Origin of the sequence: Ferrimonas futtsuensis DSM 18154 (assembly GCF_000422645.1) — a bacterium.
Taxonomy (GTDB): domain Bacteria; phylum Pseudomonadota; class Gammaproteobacteria; order Enterobacterales; family Shewanellaceae; genus Ferrimonas; species Ferrimonas futtsuensis.
In genome coordinates this window covers 1-17,232 of sequence record NZ_AUGL01000025.1, presented here as the reverse complement: position 1 = coordinate 17,232, position 17,232 = coordinate 1, and the positions used below count along the sequence as shown (strand labels likewise).

The 17,232-nt window shown below is 58.3% G+C and carries 20 protein-coding genes and 1 rRNA gene; 12 read left to right on the top strand and 9 right to left on the bottom strand.

Translation table 11 applies throughout. The features are described from left to right. The first annotated feature begins 8 nt into the window (after window positions 1–8). Entirely contained in the window at window positions 9–533 is a 525-nt protein-coding gene (hemG, locus tag G505_RS0115280; RefSeq protein WP_028110342.1) for a menaquinone-dependent protoporphyrinogen IX dehydrogenase, read from the top strand. A gap of 48 nt (window positions 534–581) precedes the next feature. Here hemG (G505_RS0115280) and G505_RS0115275 read toward each other — a convergent pair whose 3' ends face one another. Continuing rightward, window positions 582–896, bottom strand: a complete 315-nt coding sequence (locus G505_RS0115275) for an ArsR/SmtB family transcription factor (protein ID WP_084644024.1) — start codon at window positions 894–896, stop codon at window positions 582–584. 189 nt (window positions 897–1,085) lie between these two features. Between G505_RS0115275 and hemG (G505_RS0115270) the strand changes: the two genes are divergently transcribed. Then, window positions 1,086–1,625 (top strand): menaquinone-dependent protoporphyrinogen IX dehydrogenase, encoded by a 540-nt coding sequence (gene hemG, locus G505_RS0115270; RefSeq protein WP_028110340.1) that lies wholly within the window; start codon window positions 1,086–1,088, stop codon window positions 1,623–1,625. A gap of 18 nt (window positions 1,626–1,643) precedes the next feature. Here hemG (G505_RS0115270) and G505_RS0115265 read toward each other — a convergent pair whose 3' ends face one another. From G505_RS0115265 to def, 5 genes are read right to left on the bottom strand one after another with little or no spacing between them, the layout of a single operon-like run. Then, a complete protein-coding gene (locus G505_RS0115265) occupies window positions 1,644–3,086 on the bottom strand; it encodes a TrkH family potassium uptake protein (protein WP_028110339.1) in 1,443 nt (480 codons plus the stop codon). Window positions 3,087–3,095: 9 nt separating this feature from the next. Further along, window positions 3,096–4,496, bottom strand: coding sequence for a Trk system potassium transporter TrkA (gene trkA / locus G505_RS0115260; protein ID WP_028110338.1), 1,401 nt, complete (start codon window positions 4,494–4,496; stop codon window positions 3,096–3,098). Window positions 4,497–4,504: 8 nt separating this feature from the next. Further along, complete coding sequence (gene rsmB / locus G505_RS0115255) at window positions 4,505–5,809, bottom strand: 16S rRNA (cytosine(967)-C(5))-methyltransferase RsmB (RefSeq protein WP_028110337.1); 1,305 nt, start codon at window positions 5,807–5,809, stop codon at window positions 4,505–4,507. Continuing rightward, window positions 5,806–6,747 carry a methionyl-tRNA formyltransferase gene (gene fmt / locus G505_RS0115250; protein WP_028110336.1) on the bottom strand — a complete coding sequence of 314 codons (942 nt, stop codon included), beginning with the start codon at window positions 6,745–6,747 and terminating at the stop codon, window positions 5,806–5,808. Before fmt ends, rsmB begins: the two co-directional genes overlap by 4 nt. A 9-nt stretch (window positions 6,748–6,756) precedes the next feature. Then, window positions 6,757–7,269 carry a peptide deformylase gene (gene def, locus G505_RS0115245; protein WP_028110335.1) on the bottom strand — a complete coding sequence of 171 codons (513 nt, stop codon included), beginning with the start codon at window positions 7,267–7,269 and terminating at the stop codon, window positions 6,757–6,759. 133 nt (window positions 7,270–7,402) lie between these two features. On the opposite strand from def, the gene G505_RS0115240 reads away from it, so the two are divergent. Genes G505_RS0115240 through G505_RS0115230 form a run of 3 tightly spaced genes read left to right on the top strand, consistent with a single transcriptional unit; the run spans window position 7,403 to window position 9,891 of the window. Next, the gene (locus G505_RS0115240; protein WP_028110334.1) at window positions 7,403–8,353 is read left to right on the top strand and encodes a LysM peptidoglycan-binding domain-containing protein; all 951 of its coding nucleotides are present in this window, start codon (window positions 7,403–7,405) and stop codon (window positions 8,351–8,353) included. Further along, complete coding sequence (dprA, locus tag G505_RS0115235) at window positions 8,338–9,414, top strand: DNA-processing protein DprA (protein ID WP_028110333.1); 1,077 nt, start codon at window positions 8,338–8,340, stop codon at window positions 9,412–9,414. Before G505_RS0115240 ends, dprA begins: the two co-directional genes overlap by 16 nt. 3 nt (window positions 9,415–9,417) lie before the next feature. Beyond that, a complete protein-coding gene (locus tag G505_RS0115230; RefSeq protein WP_028110332.1) occupies window positions 9,418–9,891 on the top strand; it encodes a DUF494 family protein in 474 nt (157 codons plus the stop codon). An 81-nt stretch (window positions 9,892–9,972) separates the two neighbouring features. Here G505_RS0115230 and G505_RS0115225 read toward each other — a convergent pair whose 3' ends face one another. Next, a complete protein-coding gene (locus G505_RS0115225) occupies window positions 9,973–11,736 on the bottom strand; it encodes a collagenase (protein ID WP_245568387.1) in 1,764 nt (587 codons plus the stop codon). Window positions 11,737–11,896: 160 nt separating this feature from the next. Between G505_RS0115225 and G505_RS0115220 the strand changes: the two genes are divergently transcribed. Genes G505_RS0115220 through hemF form a run of 4 tightly spaced genes read left to right on the top strand, consistent with a single transcriptional unit; the run spans window position 11,897 to window position 14,523 of the window. Further along, complete coding sequence (locus G505_RS0115220) at window positions 11,897–12,457, top strand: DNA topoisomerase family protein (protein ID WP_028110330.1); 561 nt, start codon at window positions 11,897–11,899, stop codon at window positions 12,455–12,457. A 54-nt stretch (window positions 12,458–12,511) separates the two neighbouring features. Further along, a complete protein-coding gene (gene purE / locus G505_RS0115215; RefSeq protein WP_028110329.1) occupies window positions 12,512–13,018 on the top strand; it encodes a 5-(carboxyamino)imidazole ribonucleotide mutase in 507 nt (168 codons plus the stop codon). Window positions 13,019–13,021: 3 nt separating this feature from the next. Beyond that, on the top strand, window positions 13,022–13,588 hold the full coding sequence (tsaC, locus tag G505_RS0115210; RefSeq protein ID WP_051216305.1) for an L-threonylcarbamoyladenylate synthase type 1 TsaC: 567 nt from the start codon (window positions 13,022–13,024) through the stop codon (window positions 13,586–13,588). 17 nt (window positions 13,589–13,605) lie between these two features. Then, window positions 13,606–14,523, top strand: coding sequence for an oxygen-dependent coproporphyrinogen oxidase (gene hemF / locus G505_RS0115205; protein ID WP_028110327.1), 918 nt, complete (start codon window positions 13,606–13,608; stop codon window positions 14,521–14,523). Here the strand turns inward: hemF and G505_RS0115200 are convergent. Continuing rightward, the gene (locus tag G505_RS0115200; RefSeq protein ID WP_051216302.1) at window positions 14,520–14,954 is read right to left on the bottom strand and encodes a group II truncated hemoglobin; all 435 of its coding nucleotides are present in this window, start codon (window positions 14,952–14,954) and stop codon (window positions 14,520–14,522) included. The genes hemF and G505_RS0115200 overlap by 4 nt on opposite strands. A 29-nt stretch (window positions 14,955–14,983) precedes the next feature. Here G505_RS0115200 and aroE point away from each other — a divergent pair, with 29 nt between their 5' ends. After that, window positions 14,984–15,805 (top strand): shikimate dehydrogenase, encoded by an 822-nt coding sequence (gene aroE / locus G505_RS0115195; RefSeq protein WP_028110325.1) that lies wholly within the window; start codon window positions 14,984–14,986, stop codon window positions 15,803–15,805. Continuing rightward, complete coding sequence (locus G505_RS0115190) at window positions 15,802–16,077, top strand: DUF1488 family protein (protein ID WP_028110324.1); 276 nt, start codon at window positions 15,802–15,804, stop codon at window positions 16,075–16,077. The genes aroE and G505_RS0115190 overlap by 4 nt, the downstream gene beginning before the upstream one ends. Before the next feature lie 3 nt (window positions 16,078–16,080). On the opposite strand, the gene G505_RS0115185 is transcribed toward G505_RS0115190, so the two are convergent. Further along, a complete protein-coding gene (locus G505_RS0115185) occupies window positions 16,081–16,614 on the bottom strand; it encodes a gamma carbonic anhydrase family protein (RefSeq protein ID WP_028110323.1) in 534 nt (177 codons plus the stop codon). A 413-nt stretch (window positions 16,615–17,027) separates the two neighbouring features. Between G505_RS0115185 and G505_RS0115180 the strand changes: the two genes are divergently transcribed. Beyond that, a 16S ribosomal RNA gene (locus G505_RS0115180) occupies window positions 17,028–17,232 on the top strand; the annotation flags it as partial.

The following is a 17,232-nucleotide window of genomic DNA, read 5'->3' as shown; positions in this document are numbered from 1 at the left end:
GAGAGGCTGTGAGGCGGATTTTGATTCTCTATTCCACCGTGGACGGGCAGACTCGCAAGATAGCCCAGCGGATGCAATCACGGCTGCAGGCCACGGAAAATCAGGTGCAGCTGGCGGAGATAGACCAGCCGCCAAAAGAGATGAGTGGCTTCGATACCCTGGTGATTGGCGCCAGTATCCGCTACGGCAAATACCGACCCGCAGTCATCGACTTTGTGAAAGCCAATCAGGGGCTGCTGGAGCACAAGCGCAGTGCGTTCTTCTCCGTCAATCTGGTGGCACGCAAGCCGGAGAAGAACAACGCCGACACCAACCCCTATGTGGCCAAGTTTCTGAAGATGGTGCCCTGGCAGCCCCAACTGCTGGATGTGTTTGCGGGTTCGCTGAATTACCCGGCTCTGGGGTTCTGGGACCGCAACATCATCCGCTTTATCATGTGGATCACCAAGGGACCAACGGAACCGTCGACGGTGCAGGAGTTTACCGACTGGGGCAGAGTAGAGGCGTTCGCCGATCGGGTTGCTGGCGAATAGGAGAGGAGCAATCCGCTCCGGTAACCACAGGATGGGCTACGGGAGGGATTACTGTTCGGCGCCGCAGTACAGGTCGTACAGCAGATTGATGATTGCCTCGACCTCTTTGCTGTCCAGGCTGTACCAAACCAGCTGTGCCTCTTTTCGGGTCTTCACCAGACCTTCATTTCGTAACACGGCCAGGTGCTGAGACAGGGCTGATTGGCTCAGGGGTACCTGCTCATTCAATTCACCCACGGTCAATTCCTGCTTGCCTATCAGGCAGAGCAGCATCAGTCGATGTGGGTTGGCGATGGTCTTCAATAACTTCGACGCTTCCTGAGCGTTCGTTGTCATATTCTCCAGGTCAATTGTCAGTGCCATAATCTACCTCGGCTTTAGGAGAGACTAATATTAATCCGAACGCGGCGTTTTGTTAAGCAGTGCCAGATCCCGATTCGACCAATTCTTACAAATTTTCCTTAAAAAAGTGTGATCTTTCTCCATAGATGAGAAGGTGGGCAGACCTATATCATCCATTAGTCGAGATTTGCGCATAGAGGCGGAGGCCAAGTGAAGCGTTTTTTAATTTTGTATATGAGCCGTGGTGGACATACTGCACGGGTGGCCAGAGTGATCATGGAGACCATCCGAGAACAGGGGCACCAATGCGACATGATGGATATTGTCGAAGCGACCCACGAACCGGTGGCCTGGGACAGCTATGATGCCGTGGTCCTGGGGGCGCCGGTTCTTTACGGCAACTACGATAAGCGCTTTATGCAGTTTGTGGCCGATCACCAGGAGCTGATTCAGGCGAAACCCAACAGCTTCTACAACCTCTCCGTGGTGGCCCGCACACCGGAGAAGGCCACGGTGGAGGGTAACCGCTATATGCAGAAGTTCCTGGAGTTGTCTCCCTGGAAACCTCAGCACCTTAAAGTCATCGCCGGCAAGGTGGACTACCCTGCCTGGGGCACACTGGACACCCTGATGATTCAGATGATCATGAAGATGACCGATGGCCCTACGGACAAGAGTTCGGTGATCGACTACACCGATTGGGAGGATGTGAAGGCTTATGGCCGCCACCTGATCACCCTGGCGGAATAACTACAGGGGCTTGGGCCCCTAGTAGCGCCAGAAGGAGGGCAGGAACAGCACGGCCACAGTGATGATCTCCAGCCTTCCTAGCAACATTCCCAGGCTGAGTGCCCACTTGGCCGAATCCGGCAGGCTGGCGAAGTTGCCAGCCGGGCCGATCACTTCGCCCAGTCCAGGCCCCACATTGGTGACCGCGGTAATGGACCCGGTCAGGCTGGATACCGGATCCACGCCCACCAACACCAGGAACAGTGCCAGCACTATGATGGTGGCAATAAACAGGATGGAGAAGCTCACCAGGGAGCGGACAATGTCTTCGCTGATGGTGCGTCGGTTGTAACGCTGGGGAAACAGCGCCGAGGGGTGAATCTGCTGCTTCAGGGCCTTATGCAGGATGGCTCCGGCCAGCTGGAAGCGGAAGATCTTGATGGCGCCTGACGTCGACCCTGAACAGGCGCCCACAAACATCAGGAAGAAGAAGATCACCCAGGCCGCCGGTCCCCAGGCACTGTAGTCGGTGGAGGCGAAGCCCGTGGTGGTCACCACGGACACCAGGTTGAAGCTGGCCAGGGTTAGGGCGTCGAAGAAGGGCAGTTGCTGTTCGTTGCTCAGCCACCAGCCCAGGGCCAGTGAGGCCAGCACCACAAAGCTCAGGTATCCCTTCACCTGCTGATCGTTCCAGACGCTGAAGGATCGCATGTGCACCATCTGCAGGTAGATCAGCATGGGCAGCCCCCCAAGGAACATGAACAGGGTACCGTTCCAGTGGGCCAGGGTGCTGAAGTGGGTCATGGAGCTGTCTGTGGTGGAGTACCCGCCAGTGGACAGGGTGGTCATGGCGTGATTGATCGCCTCAAACGGGGTCATGCCCGCCAGCAGATAGCCGATGCAGCACAGGACGGTGAGCAGCAGGTAGACCTTCACCAGACCCCGGCCAATCAGCTGGGTGCGTGGCATCCATTTATCGGACCAGTCGGAGGATTCGGTGCGAAACAGCCGCATGCCACCCACGTTGAGCATGGGGAAGATGGCCACGCCCATGACGATGAAGCCAATGCCTCCGAGCCACTGCAGCAGCGAGCGCCAGATCAGGATGGACCAGGCGGTATCATCCAGGCCAGACAACACCGTAGAGCCTGTGGTGGTGATTCCTGACATGGTCTCGAAGAAGGCATCGGTGTAACTGATGCCGTGGTAGAAGGTGAAGGGCAGCGCCGCAAACATGGATACGATGATCCAGGTCAGGGTGGTAAACAGGTAGAGATCCCGGGTACTCAGGGTCAGGTGGCTGCGGTAGCCGTTACTCACCGCCACCAGGGCGGCGATGGCGGTCAGGGAAGCGGACTTGAAGAAATCCTCGGCCAATCCTTCGCCGTGATAGAGGGATACCCCTGCCGGGACCAGCATCAATCCGGCGACTACCGCCAGAAAGAGCCCCAGCAGGAAGGAGAGTGGCCTGATATTGATCATGATTAAAGTCTAGATAAACAGCGCGCTGGGCTGGAACAGTTTCTCGACTTCCGTGATGTACTTCTTATCCACCAGGAACATGATCACATGGTCGTCCGCCTCGATGACAGTGCGGTCGTGGGCGATCAGTACCTGTTCCTTGCGGACGACGGCACCAATGGTGGTGCCCGGGGGCAGCTTGATGTCCTGAATCTGCTTGCCCACCACCTTGGAGGTGTTTTCATCCCCATGGGCCACGGCCTCAATGGCTTCTGTGGCGCCGCCCCTCAGGGAGTAGACGTTGGTGATGTCCCCCTGGCGCACGTGGGTCAGCAGCGAGCTGATGGTGGCCTGCTGCGGGGAGATGGCAATGTCGATGTTGGCGTCCTTCACCAGATCCACGTAGGCTTCCCGCTGAATCAGCACCATCACCTTCTTGGCGCCCAGGCGCTTGGCCAGCAGGGCGGACATGATGTTGGCCTCATCGTCGTTGGTGACGGCAATAAATACGTCGGTCTGGTTGATCTGCTCTTCGTTGAGCAGCTCCTGATCCGAGGCATCGCCATGGAACACCGTGGTGGAGTCCAGCCACTCGGAGAGGGCGGATGCGCGTTCGCCATTGCGTTCGATGAGCTTGACTTCGTGGTAGGGTTCCAGGGCTTTGGCCAGGCCGAATCCGATGTTGCCTCCCCCGGCGATCATGATGTGACGGTAGCTGGACTCCAGCTCCTGCATCTCGCTCATCACCGCGCGGATGTGTTTGGAGTCGGCGACGAAGAACACCTCGTCATCCGCCTCGATCACCGTGGTGCCCCGAGGCAGAATGGGACGCCCCTGACGGAAGATGGCGGCGACCCGGGTGTCGATGTTGGGCATGTGTTCCCGCAGGGCGGAAAGGGCATTACCCACCAGGGGGCCGCCATAATAAGCTTTCACCGCCACCAAACTGACCCTGCCTTCGGCAAACTCCACCACCTGCAGGGCGCCGGGGTACTCAATCAGGCGGCGAATGTAGTGGGTCACCAACTGTTCCGGGGCGATCAGCTCGTCGATGAAGAAGCGGCCACGGCAATCGTTGCCCTGGCCGCTGCGTTGAAACAGCGCGTCCTGGCGAGCCATAAACTGCTCTGAACGGATTCGGGCAATCTTGGTCGGCGTGCCGTAGAGGGTGTAGGCCAGGTGGCAGGCCACCATGTTGGTTTCGTCGGAGTTGGTCACTGCAATCAGCATGTCCGCGTCCTCCGCGCCCGCTTCATGCAGGACACCGGGGTGGGCTGCGTGGCCATGAACCACCCTCAGGTCGTACTTGTCCTGCAAAGAGCGCAGGGTGACCTGATCGTTGTCGACTATGGTGATGTCGTTGTTTTCGCCAACCAGATTTTCGGCCAGCGTGCCGCCCACCTGGCCGGCCCCGAGAATGATGATTTTCATCTAATAATTCAGTGCCTTTTGGTCATTCTGGCGTAGTAGAAGCCGTCACCGCCGTCGGGGCGGGGCAGCAATTGCCAGCCAGGTTGGTCACTGGTGTCTTCCGGATTGATGCTAAGCAGCATAGCATCCGGCACCTGCTGAAGAAATGTCTTGATCTGGTTCACATTTTCTTCAGGAAGTATGGAGCAGGTGGCGTACACCAGGGTGCCGCCGGGCTTCAGCATTTTCCAGCAGGCGTGCAGGATCTGCTGCTGCAGCACCGCCAGGGTATCGATGTCGCTCTCCCGGCGCAGCCATTTGCTGTCCGGGTTACGGCGAATCACCCCGGTGGCGGAGCAGGGGGCGTCCAGCAGGATGCGATCGAACTGGCGTCCGTCCCACCAGGTGTCGGGGTCGGCGCCATCACCGGCCACCAGGGTGGCGGTCAGTCCCAGTCGCTCCAGATTCTGCTGCACTCGTTCAAGACGCTTCTGATCGATGTCCAGGGCCACCACCTCGTCCAGTTGCGGCTGATACTCCATCAGATGACAGGTCTTGCCTCCCGGGGCGGCACAGGCATCCAGTACCCTTTCTCCGGGACGGGGGGCCAGCAGGTAGGCGGACCATTGTGCCGAGTGATCCTGGACGGACACGCTGCCCTGGTCGAAACCGGGGAGCTTGGTGACATCCATTCCCTGAGTCAGCCGCAGGGCATTGGGGCTCTGGCCGACGACCGCCTCGATGCCCAGCTCCTCCAGGGCATCCAGTAAGGTTGTCCGGCTCTGCTGGCTGGCATTGTTGCGCAGCCACAGGGGAGGGTGTTGATTGTTGGCCTCCAGGATCTGCTGCCAACTGTCCGGATAGGCGTGCCGCACCCGCTCGATAAACCAGCGGGAGTGCAGGTAGGTGCGGCTGTCGTCACTGAAACGCTGCTGCTGCACCTGTTCCAGCTCCCGGCAGAGGCGACGCATCACTCCGTTGACCAGGCCGGATAGGCCTCCGGCCTTGAGCTGGCGGGTGGCTTCGACGGTTTCGGTGACCGCGGCGTGCTGTTTTACCCTCATGTGCTTGAGCTGATACAGACCAGCCAGCAACAGGCAGTGGATGATGCGTTTCTTTCCCTTGAGCGGGTTATCCAGACAGGCCAGTACCTGGGTGTCCAGCACCGGCAGTTGGCGCATTACGCCGTAACATATCTCCGCCAGCAGTCCCTTATCCTTGGGGTTGGCAAGATACTGCTGTGCCTGGGGCAGACAGGTGGCCAGGGACTGGCCCTTGTCGATCACCTGCTCGATGACCCAGGCGGCCTGGGCTCGGGTGTTGCGTTGGCTCATGACAGCAGAGTCCCGGTTTCGAACCACTCCTTGCGGGCGTTCAATACGTCGGTGGCGGCCATCGCTTTCTTGCCAGGCAACTGGATGGTTTCCAGCTTCAGGGCTTGGTCGCCGCAGTTGATCACCAGACCCTGTTTATCCGCCTGGATGATGGTGCCGGGCTGGCTGTCGTTGCCGGTGACTACACTGGCCTGCCAAAGCTTCAGGGTGTTGTCACCGGCAACAAAATGGCTGACTGGCCAGGGGTTGAAGGCGCGGACGCAACGGGCGATGAACTCGGCACTCTGGGTCCAGTCGATGCGCGCCTCCTCTTTGGAGAGTTTCTCGGCGTAGTTGGCCTGGTTGTCATCTTGCACCTCCGCCCTGGCGGTGCCGTCGGCAATTTGGCTCAGAGCTTCCAGCAGTCCCTGGGGACCCAGTTGTGCCAGCTTGTCATACAGGGCTGCCGAGGTGTCGTTGGCCTCAATAGGCAGCTCCACCTTGTGCAGCATGTCGCCGGTATCCAGTCCCTCGTCCATCTGCATGATGGTCACCCCGGTCACTGCATCGCCAGCCCAGATGGAGCGCTGGATGGGGGCGGCACCGCGCCAGCGGGGCAGCAGGCTGCCGTGGACATTGATGCAACCCAGTCTGGGGGTGTCCAGTACCACCTTGGGCAGAATCAGGCCGTAAGCCACCACCACCATGATGTCGAAGTCCAGGGCAGCCAGCTCCTGCTGGGCCTCCTCCTGACGGAGGGACTTGGGTTGGTACACCGGGATGTCGTGCTCAAGGGCCAGGGTTTTCACCGGACTGGCGGTCAGTTTCTTGCCTCGGCCGGCTGGGCGGTCGGGCTGGGAATAGACGGCCACCACCTGGTGGTCGCTCTGGATCAGCGCATCCAGGTGACGCGCGGCAAAATCCGGCGTACCGGCAAACACAATCTTCAGGGGATTCAAGGCTGTCTCCTAGGCGTGGCGGGCATCCAGCCGGGCTTGTTTTTCCAGCTTCTGGCGGATGCGCTGGCGTTTCAGTGGCGACAGGTAGTCCACGAACAACTTGCCATTGAGGTGGTCCATCTCGTGCTGAATGCAGATGGAGAGCAGCTCACTGGCGTCGATGGTGAAGGGGGTACCTTCCCGGTCCAAAGCCTTGATGGTCACGGTCTCATGACGGTCGACCTTGGCATAGACGCCAGGCACGGACAGGCAGCCCTCTTCGTTGGTGAAGGAACCGCTTTGATTGCTCAGCTCTGGGTTGATGAACACCATGGGAGCAGACTTGTCTTCAGAGTGGTCCATCACGATCACCTGGACGTGGCGATCCACCTGGGTGGCAGCCAGGCCGATCCCCTTCTCTTCGTACATAGTTTCCAGCATGTCATCAACCAGTTGCTGGAGGTTGCCATCAAATTCGGTCACCGGTTTGGCAACCGTTCTCAGGCGCTCGTCCGGGAAACGCAGGACTTGCAAAGTAGCCATGGTTCTCTCGTCTTCAAATCTGTAAAAACACTCAACCTGATTATACTTAGGTTGTCATTGGCTCAATTTTAACTGTTTGCCGAGGTCATGAACAGGCACAGGCGAAACGGTTATAGGTCGACAAGGATGTTGAATGCGCCGAACTCTTCTGATGTTTTTTCTTATCCTCGCCATCCCCGGGTGGGCCTCCAGCCTGTCTCTGCGCCCTGGGGCTCCAAAGATATATACGGTAAAACAGGGAGATACCCTTTGGGGGATCTCGGGTCTCTATCTGAATGATCCCTGGCTCTGGCCCAGGTTGTGGCGCGTCAACCCGGCCATTGCCAACCCACACCTTATCTACCCCGGGGATCGTCTTTGGCTGACTCTGGAAAATGGTATGCCGGTGCTGAGGCACCAGAGAGGGAGCGAATCGCACTCCCCTCTGCCAACGCTGGACAGGGCCTTACTAAGACCACTGTTGGAGCATGTGGCGGTGCTCAGCCCTGAGGCTCTGAAACAGGCTCCTGTGGTGGAGTCCGGAAGCCGAAACTCCCTGAGGTTTGTGGCGGGAGATACCCTGTACCTCAGCCATCCTCTGCCGGCGGGCGGAGAGTTTGGGGTGTTCCGGCGCCGACAGAGCCTCAGAGATCCGGACAGTGGCGCCCTCCTGGGGGAGGAGATGGTGCTGGCGGCTACCGGGGTTGCCGACGGGGCGGGGCACCTCAAGCTGATCCACAGCCTGCGGGAGGTGTCTCCTGGCGAGTCGCTCTACGCGTTGTCCACCATAGAGGCGGAGCCACTCCTGTTTCCCCTGGGACCGGCCGAGCCTGGTACTGACCTGCCGCTGTTGGCGGCACCGAATCAGGCCAGTGAGGTGGGACCTGGGGAGTTGGTGTATCTGGGGCGAAGCGAACAGTTGAAACCCGGTCAGCTGTTGACGGCGGTGCACAGGCCAAGGGCTGAAGCCCGGTTGGTACGTGGAGAGCTTTTGGTGGTGCGCTGCTATGAGCGGGCGTGCCTGGCCCTGGTGACCCGGGCGGGCCACCCCCTGCAGATGGCTGACCGTGCGGTGACTCCGGAGGGGCGATGGCGTCCTCTTTGACCGATTGGCTGGCCCTGGAACTGGCCAGAGGGTTGGGGCTTGGGGCTAAGTTGTCCCTGCTGGATGTTGCGCCGGTTGAGGTTCTTCGCCAGTGGGCCCTCACCGGGGATCTGCCCGGTGGACACCATGACTTTGCCCAAACCCTGGCCTATCCGGATCGACGGCGGCTGGATCTCGCCCTGAGCTGGGCCGAGGGAGATAACAGGCAGATCCTGACCCTGGACCACCCGGGGTATCCCCAGGCGCTCAGGCAGATCGCGGATCCACCTTTGCTGCTGTTTGTGGAGGGAAGCCCGCAGCTGTTGGCCGGACCTGCACTGGCGGTGGTGGGCAGCCGCCGGGCCACCCCGGCCGCCAAGGAGCGAACCCAGCAGTGGTGCCGGGAGTTGGCCGCCGAGGGTTGGGTCATCGTCAGCGGTCTGGCGGAGGGGATAGACGGTGCCGCCCACCGGGGGGCCCTTGCAGGTGGCAAAACCGTGGCAGTGACAGGGTGTGGTCTGAGTCGTTGCTACCCACGTATCCATAACAGGCTGCAAAACGAGATTGCCAGGCAGGGGGCGGTGGTGTCCACCTTCTGGCCGGATATGCGCCCTCACAAAGGGTGTTTTCCGAGGCGCAACCGGGTGGTCAGTGGTTTGTGCTACGCCACTCTGGTGGTGGAAGCCGGAGTGAAGTCCGGGTCGTTGATTACTGCTCGTCTGGCGGCCGAACAGGGCAGGGAGGTGTTTGCTGTGCCCGGCTCGGTGGACAACCCCCAGGCTCAGGGGTGTCATTTTTTGATTCAGCAGGGTGCCAAACTGGTCTCTGCCCCGGTCGATATCTTTGAGGAGTTGATGCCGCAACTGCCAAGGCGGTCTCAGTCAGGAATTCGCCCCCAGGCACCGGAGTTGCCTTTGCCCAGGTTGTTGGATAGTGTGGGCTATGAGGCCACGCCAGTAGATGTAGTGGTGGCTCGGAGCGATTTGCCAGTAGATGTTGTGCTAGAGCAACTGTTGTTACTGGAGTTAGAGGGTCGGGTCACGCAAGTGCCCGGCGGTTACATCCGGCTTAGGGGAGGGTAGCGCATGTTCGACATACTGATGTACCTGTTCGAGACCTATGTCCAAAGCGATGTTGAGTTGTTGTTGGATCGCGAAGAGCTGACGGAAGAGCTAAGTCGTGCGGGTTTTAAGTCAGAGGAGATTGGTAAGGCATTAATCTGGATTGAGAAGCTGGCGGCATTGCAGGACGGTACTGACCAGCCCTATCTGTACACTAACCCCAACCACAGTCTTCGCGTTTACACAGAAGCGGAGCAGATCCGACTGGACACCGCCTGTCGCGGGTTCCTGCTGTTCCTGGAGCAGATCCAGGTGCTGAGCGGAGAGACCCGGGAGATGGTGATCGACCGTGTGATGGAGCTCGATGGTGAGCCTCTGACCCTGGACGATCTCAAATGGGTGGTTCTGATGGTGTTGTTTAACGCCCCCGGCAACGAAGGTGCCTATCGTCAGATGGAGGACCTGGTGTTCGAAGAGCCCGAGGGGATGATCCACTAAGCCAGAATAAGAAAGCGGCACTCAAGCGCCGCCGTCGGAAGGGGAGGGCCACAGCAGCCCTCTTTTTATTTTCTCTGTCCGTTAAAGATTCAGGTGACTGTCGCTTTGAGCCAGATGTGAAGGCTTAAGGTAGTCCCGGTAGCTGTAGTGATTCTCCTTGCGAGGCACGGGAGTGTCGGCCAACTGCATCGGAACGGTTTCCTGGGGCATGGCATCCACCAGGGTGCTTAGCCACTCATTGAAGCCTTCCTGATTTTCCGCAGCGAACGCCAGCAGGGCCTCATCATAGGAGCTGAAGTCGTTTTGCTTTAAAGCGCGCCCCAGTGCCTGCAGGGCTTCCCGGTCATTCTCGCAGAAGTAGCGTACTGCCAGGTAGCTCCAGCGATAGGTGCGATCCAGGCCATCGTGATAGTGGGTGGAGAAGATCTCCTCCAGCGAAGGCCAGCTGTCGACACCATAGTCCCGGGCCAGGGTCAGGGCCTGATCATTGCTGCGGCCCTTGGAGACGTACTCCGCCATTCCCTCGGCCCACCACACCATCTTTTCCGGAAAGTGACCAAACCCACCGTATTTGACGAAACGGCCATCCAGATAGTGGATGTATTCGTGGTTCAGGTTCCAGACCTGGAACTCCTCTTTCCACCAGGCGCGATAGGCGTAAAAGGTGGCCTGGTTGCTCTGCTCATCCGGGCTGCCCTCGATGTACATGCCACCGTTGTCGGTATTGATGTCATAGAGCAGTTGCCCGTAGGCGTTGTATTGGCTCCAGTTCTTGAAGACCACCACTTTCAGGGCGTCGTTGTGGTCGTTGGCCACAGGCTGTTGATCGGTCGCCAGCAGCAGATGGAAGTCCTGCTCCTGAGAGGTGAGGCGGCGGCAGGTCTGCTCCAGCTCATGCTGGGTAAGATCCTGAGCGCGAATGTAGAGGCTGTCGGAGCATTGATGCTCGATGGGCAGAACTTCCTCCTCTTTAGGCAGAACACAGAGGTCGCCATAATCCTGGGTACAGGCTTGCTGACCCAGAAAGGCATTGACCAGAAAGCCCATGGTAAAGGCCTGGCCAGCCTCGGTGCCGCGAATGGTTTGATCGTCACGGGCCACCTGGGCCACACGCTGCTCGGTCAGCAGGCGAATCTCTTCGGGTTGGTTCAGTTGCCACATGGCCAGTGCCCAGTAGGCATTTTGCTGGGCCCAGTCACCGGAAGGACGCTGGGCGCCCTTGCTGGCGGCGAAACGGAGCAGGGCGTTGTCCAGATCGCTCTCCAGCAGCTGCTCTTTAAGAGGGCTGTCAGGGACCCGGCGCACTGACTCCAGCAGCATGCCGGCACCTCGCAGTAGCTCCCACAGGGCGTAATCCTGGATGGCGGAGCCACTGCCGGTCTGTTCGAAGGAAGCCAGTTGCTGTGCCATCAACTCTGGAATGGAATCCAGGTCCTGGCCCATCCCATCCTGACGATAGTAGCGATACACCAACACTCCCCACTGCTCGAGCAGTTCTGGGGTGCGACGATCCAGAGACTGACCCAGAGTGATGACCCCCTGATGCAGCTGCTGAATCTGTGCATCGTCGATAAGATCAACATCGGCAAAGTAACTGTAGGCGCGCAGATACTGAAGGTGATTGAACAGGGCTTGGCGGTTGCTGATGGGGTCGGCGGCCATGGCAGAGACGGCTGCAATGCTGCGTGCCAGCTGATGATCATTGATGACGCTGGCATCGCCGCGGTTCGCCAGGGAGAGATCCACGGAGTTGGTGATGACGGCCTGGGCGTTCTCCTGGGTGCCGGCGCAGCCAAACAGCAGGGTTGCCGCGGCAAGACAAAGAGAGACACTCTTCAATTTCATCACCAGATACTCCTCTACAAAAGTTTGCATACAGATCTAAATGAGGTTTCAGAAGCCAATTCAGGGTAAACACCGTGCCCCCCGCCTTGGGCACTGGTACTATATTCAAGCACCCTAGGTGTGTCGATGATTGTTCATTTTTTGAGCGGAAAAGTGTGACGTGAGTAGAATTGATGACGGTTTGTTCAATGCCCATGAGCATGCCCTGGAGCGGGAGTACGAGGTTTGCCCCCAGTGCGGGTCCGAGCTGCATATTCTCCATGGCAAGCGCGGCCAGTTTCTTGGGTGTCAGAGCTACCCCGCCTGTGACTACAGCAGACCGCTGAGCCATAAAGAGGTGGGCATCATCGAAGTGATGGAGGATCAGCCCTGCCCCCAGTGTGAGCTGCCCCTGGCATTGAAGTCCGGTCGATACGGCATCTACATCGGCTGTACCGGCTATCCTGAGTGTGATTTCATCGTCCGCGAGGAGGAGGAGGACTCTGAGGTGGTGTGCCCGGATTGCGGCAAAGGACATCTGCTTCACCGAAGTGGTCGTTCGGGAAAACCTTTCTATGGCTGCAGTAACTACCCTAAATGTAAATATGTGGTAAATGCCCAACCGCACGAGCAGAAATGCCCGGATTGTGGTTGGGGTATCCTGGTGGAGAAGCGTGCCCGGGGCGAATTGAGATTAATTTGTCCGCAACGAACCTGTAAATATCGGGGCAAAGCGATATAATCGCTCGCGAAGTACCCTACCCATAATAAAACGGTATAAAAAGGAAGTACCACAATGACCACACCCTTTGTTGCTGTACTCATGGGGTCAGATTCCGATCTGCCCGTAATGCAGTCCACCCTGGACGTCCTTAAGAGCTTTGACATTCACTTCGAAGTCAAGGTGACCTCCGCACACCGCACCCCTGCGGCAACTCACGCCTACGTGAAGGATGCCGAAGAGCGCGGTTGCAAGGTGTTCATCTGTGCTGCTGGCCTGGCCGCTCACCTGGCTGGTGCCGTTGCTGGCATTACTACCCGCCCTGTCATCGGTGTGCCCATCGATGCTGGCCCGCTTCAGGGCCACGACGCACTGCTCTCCACCGTGATGATGCCTGGTGGTGTGCCTGTAGCCTCAGTTGCCATCGGCAAAGCCGGTGCCAAGAATGCCGGTTACCTGGCCGCTCAGATGCTGGCGGTTGCCAGCGAAGAGATGGCTGAGCGCGTTAAGGCGGATCGTCAGAAGAACGCCGAGGCTGTTATGGCCAAGGATGCTGCCTTGCAGGAAAAGCTGGGCCGCTAATCCATGAGTAAGTGCATTACCCCCAAGCAAGGGGCCGAGATGATGGCCGAAGGTGGCGTGATTGCCTATGCCACCGAAGCGGTGTTCGGCCTGGGTTGTGACCCTGATAATCGGGACGCGGTAATGCGCTTACTGTCCATCAAGCAGCGTCCGGTTGAGAAGGGGCTGATCTTGCTGGCGGCGAATGTTGACCAGCTTAGTCCCTATGTGGACTTTGATTCCCTCACCGATGCCCAGCGACAGCGGGTATTGGACAGCTGGCCAGGCCCCTATACCTGGGTGGTCCCGGCCAAACCCGGTACTCCTAACTGGATAACCGGCCAATTTCAATCAGTGGCGGTTCGAGTGACCGGCCACGTCCAGGCGGCCGAGTTGGCCGGCCTGTTCGGCAAGCCCCTGGTGTCAACCAGTGCCAACCTGACCGGTGAAGAGCCGGGCCGGAGTGTTTCCGAGGTTCAGTTGGCCCTGGATGGACTGCTGGATGGGGTTGTCGATAGTCAGATCGGGGAATCTCTTGCCCCATCCACCATCAGAAATGCCATCACCGGCGAGACTCTGCGCGCCGGCTAACGTCGACCGAGGCAACCATGGAACAACGGATTGAGCAGGTGCGTCAGTTTTTGCTGGCGCTGCAGGACAGCATTTGTGCCAGCCTGGAACAAGCAGACGGCAAGGCAACCTTTGCACAAGATGAGTGGCAACGCTCTCAGGGGGGCGGGGGTCGCAGTCGAGTCCTGGCCGAGGGCGAGGTGTTTGAACAGGCGGGCGTCAACTTCTCCCATGTGTTTGGCGATCGCATGCCTGCGTCTGCAACCGCGCAGCGTCCCGAGTTGGAAGGGTGTCACTTTCAGGCCATGGGGGTCTCTTTGGTGATTCACCCCAGAAACCCTCATATACCGACCTCGCATGCCAACGTGCGTTTCTTTATCGCCCAGAAAGAGGGGGCGGCGCCCATCTGGTGGTTCGGCGGTGGTTTCGACCTGACCCCCTTCTATCCCGAGGATGACGATGTTCTGCACTGGCACACGACGGCCCGGGATCTGTGCCAGCCCTTCGGTGACGACATCTACCCCAGGTACAAGAAATGGTGTGACGAGTACTTTTTCCTCAAGCATCGGGGTGAGACCCGGGGAGTCGGTGGTCTGTTCTTCGATGATCTCAACGAACCCGGATTTGAGAAGAGCTTTGCCTTTATGAAGGCCGTGGGGGAGGGTTTCATCCCCGCCTATGCTCCCATCGTGGCTCGCCGTAAGGACACCCCCTATACCGAAGAGCAGCGTCAGTTCCAGTTGTATCGTCGCGGTCGCTATGTGGAGTTCAACCTGGTCTGGGACAGGGGCACCCTGTTTGGGCTGCAATCCGGCGGCCGCACCGAATCGATCCTGATGTCCATGCCGCCGTTGGTGCGCTGGGAGTATCAGTATCAGCCGGAGGAGGGGAGCGCAGAGGCGGCGCTGTACCGCGATTATCTGCGCCCACGTGATTGGATCTCGGAGCTGAGTTAGTCCTCATTCACATTGCGCATATGGTCCGCAAGGGGGATCAGGGCTTTGAGTATGGCCTGACGTCCCTCTTTGTGACTGACCGTTTCGTTCAGGGACCGCCGCATGCAATCCAGCCACTGATCCCTTTGTGCTTTATCAACCCGGAAGCTTAGGTGTCTTGCCTTGAGCATCGGGTGGCCATGAGCTTGTTCGAACAGCGGAGGGCCCCCCAGCCAGCCCGACAGAAACATAAACAACTTGTCGGCACTGTCTTGCAGGTCATCCGGGTGCTGTTGCCTCAGTGGCTGATATCGGGACTCCTGCTCCATCAACTGGTAGAAGCGATTGGCAATGGCACGCACCACGGGTTCGCCCCCAATGAGTTCATAAGCGCTGGCGGGTTCTGCCGGCTCTTGCCTGCGGTCGACCAGGCGGCGTATAACAGATAGCATTCCTTTCCCTCTTACAGATGACGACGCCAATGGACAGATACGCCGTATTCGGTCATCCCATCAAACACAGTAAGTCTCCGCTGATTCACGCCCGTTTCGCCGCACAGACCGGTCAGCAGATTAGCTATGAGGCGATTCTAGCACCTCTGAATGGCTTTACTGAGTCGGTCGAGCAATTCCGGAGCGCCGGCGGCCAGGGTGCCAATGTGACCCTGCCGTTCAAGCAGCAGGCTGCAGAGCTGTGCGACTCACTGAGTGAGCGCGCTCGCCTGGCGGGTGCGGTGAATACCCTATTCTGGCGAGACGGTCAGCTGTGCGGTGATAACACCGATGGCGAGGGCTTGGTTAGGGATCTGCTCAAGCATGAGGTGGCTCTGGCGGGGAAACGGGTATTGGTGCTTGGGGCCGGGGGCGCGGTGCGCGGTGTTATTCCAGAGCTGATGGCGGCTCAGGTGGGCCAGTTGGTTATCGCCAACAGAACTGCGGCCAAAGCCCGCGAGTTGGCGAAACTGTTTCATCATCTGGGTCAGGTCCAGGGGGGGGGATTCGAGGAGGTCCAGGGGGCCTTTGACGTGATCATTAACGGCACTTCGGCGTCGCTGTCGGCTGCCTTGCCTCCTTTGAAGCAGGAGATGTTGGTGGCGGGAGGCAGTTGCTATGACATGGCCTATGGCGATAAACCCACAGTGTTTCAGCGCTGGGCTGAGGATGCCGGGGCGGTCATCAACCTGGCCGGACTGGGGATGTTGGTGGAGCAGGCGGCGGTCAGCTTTGAGATTTGGCGGGGGGTGTCTCCCTCAACGGATGAGGTCTATGATCTGCTTATGGCCCAGCTGGGAGAGGCACAATGAATCAGCAGATATTGTTTAATGACCAGCTTCAGGTGGATATGCAGCAGCATCACTTGAGCTTCACTGCTTTGGTGGCGGGCCAAAAAGTGGGGTGCTTCATCGCACTGCCGGCGTTGGCGCACCTGGCAGACACCGAGATCACCACTCAGGAGCAGGCGATCCAGGCATTTGAACAACACAGGTTTGATCTCGAAGATGAGGCAGAAACCCTCATCGAAGAGGAGAACTTTGATGCTCAGGGCCGGATCTGGTTACAGCATCCGGCCATCTGATGCCTATTCCTGGTTCAGATATTCATTCTTCAGTTTCACGTAGTTTTCTGCTGAAACCGCCAGGAAAGCACGTTCTTTGTCGTTCAGGGAGCGTGCTTGCTTGGCCGGACTGCCTACATAGAGAAAACCGGACTCCAGGGTCTTGCCCGGGGGCACCAGGCTGCCGGCACCCAGTATGACATCGTCTTCAATGACTGCGCCGTCCAGAACGATGGCACCCATGCCCACCAGTACCCGATCCCCTACGGTGCAGCCATGCAGCATCGCCTTGTGGCCCACGGTAACATCCTGACCAATAAGCAGTGGGTAACCGTCGGGATTGGATTCTCCTCTACGGGTGACGTGTAGCACGGAGCCATCCTGGACGTTGCTCCGATCGCCGATACGAATGTGGTTTACATCACCACGGGCGGCGACCAGGGGCCAGACACTGACGTCTTCGCCTAAAGTGATGTCGCCATAAAGAACTGCACTGGGGTCGACGAAGGCGGTTTCGGGTACTGCCGGAGTGATGTTGTTGAACGGTTTAGTTGCCATGAAATGCTCCCTAAATGCCCAGTTTGACTGCTTTCTCGTCCTTGCTGGGGGTTTTGTGAACAAACGGGTTTGTTACATCATAATAGCGCTTGTCAGGATAAAATAACCCCCTATAATGCGCCTCCGTCGACAGGGCAAACGGCTGAAAACGCAGGTTTGACTGAAGACTCTAAGTCAAAATCGGATTTATGAAGAAAATTTCAAAATTCCCTTGACTTAGGTGCTGGGAAGCGTATCATTCGCATCCCGCTACGATAGAAAAATCGTGGCACGCTCTTTAACAATTAGTCAGACAATCTGTGTGGGCACTCGCGCAGGATTGATATCTCATATATCAATGTTGCACTGAGTGACTATAACAAGTTAATTCAGTAATTCATTGAGTCGGAGTTTTCGGATTTCAAAAAACTTTTTAATTGAAGAGTTTGATCATGGCTCAGATTGAACGCTGGCGGCAGGCCTAACACATGCAAGTCGAGCGGAAACGACAACAAAGATTCTTCGGATGATTTGTTGGGCGTCGAGCGGCGGACGGGTGAGTAATGCTTAGGAATTTGCCCAGTCGAGGGGGACAACAGTTGGAAACGACTGCTAATACCGCATACGCCCTACGGGGGA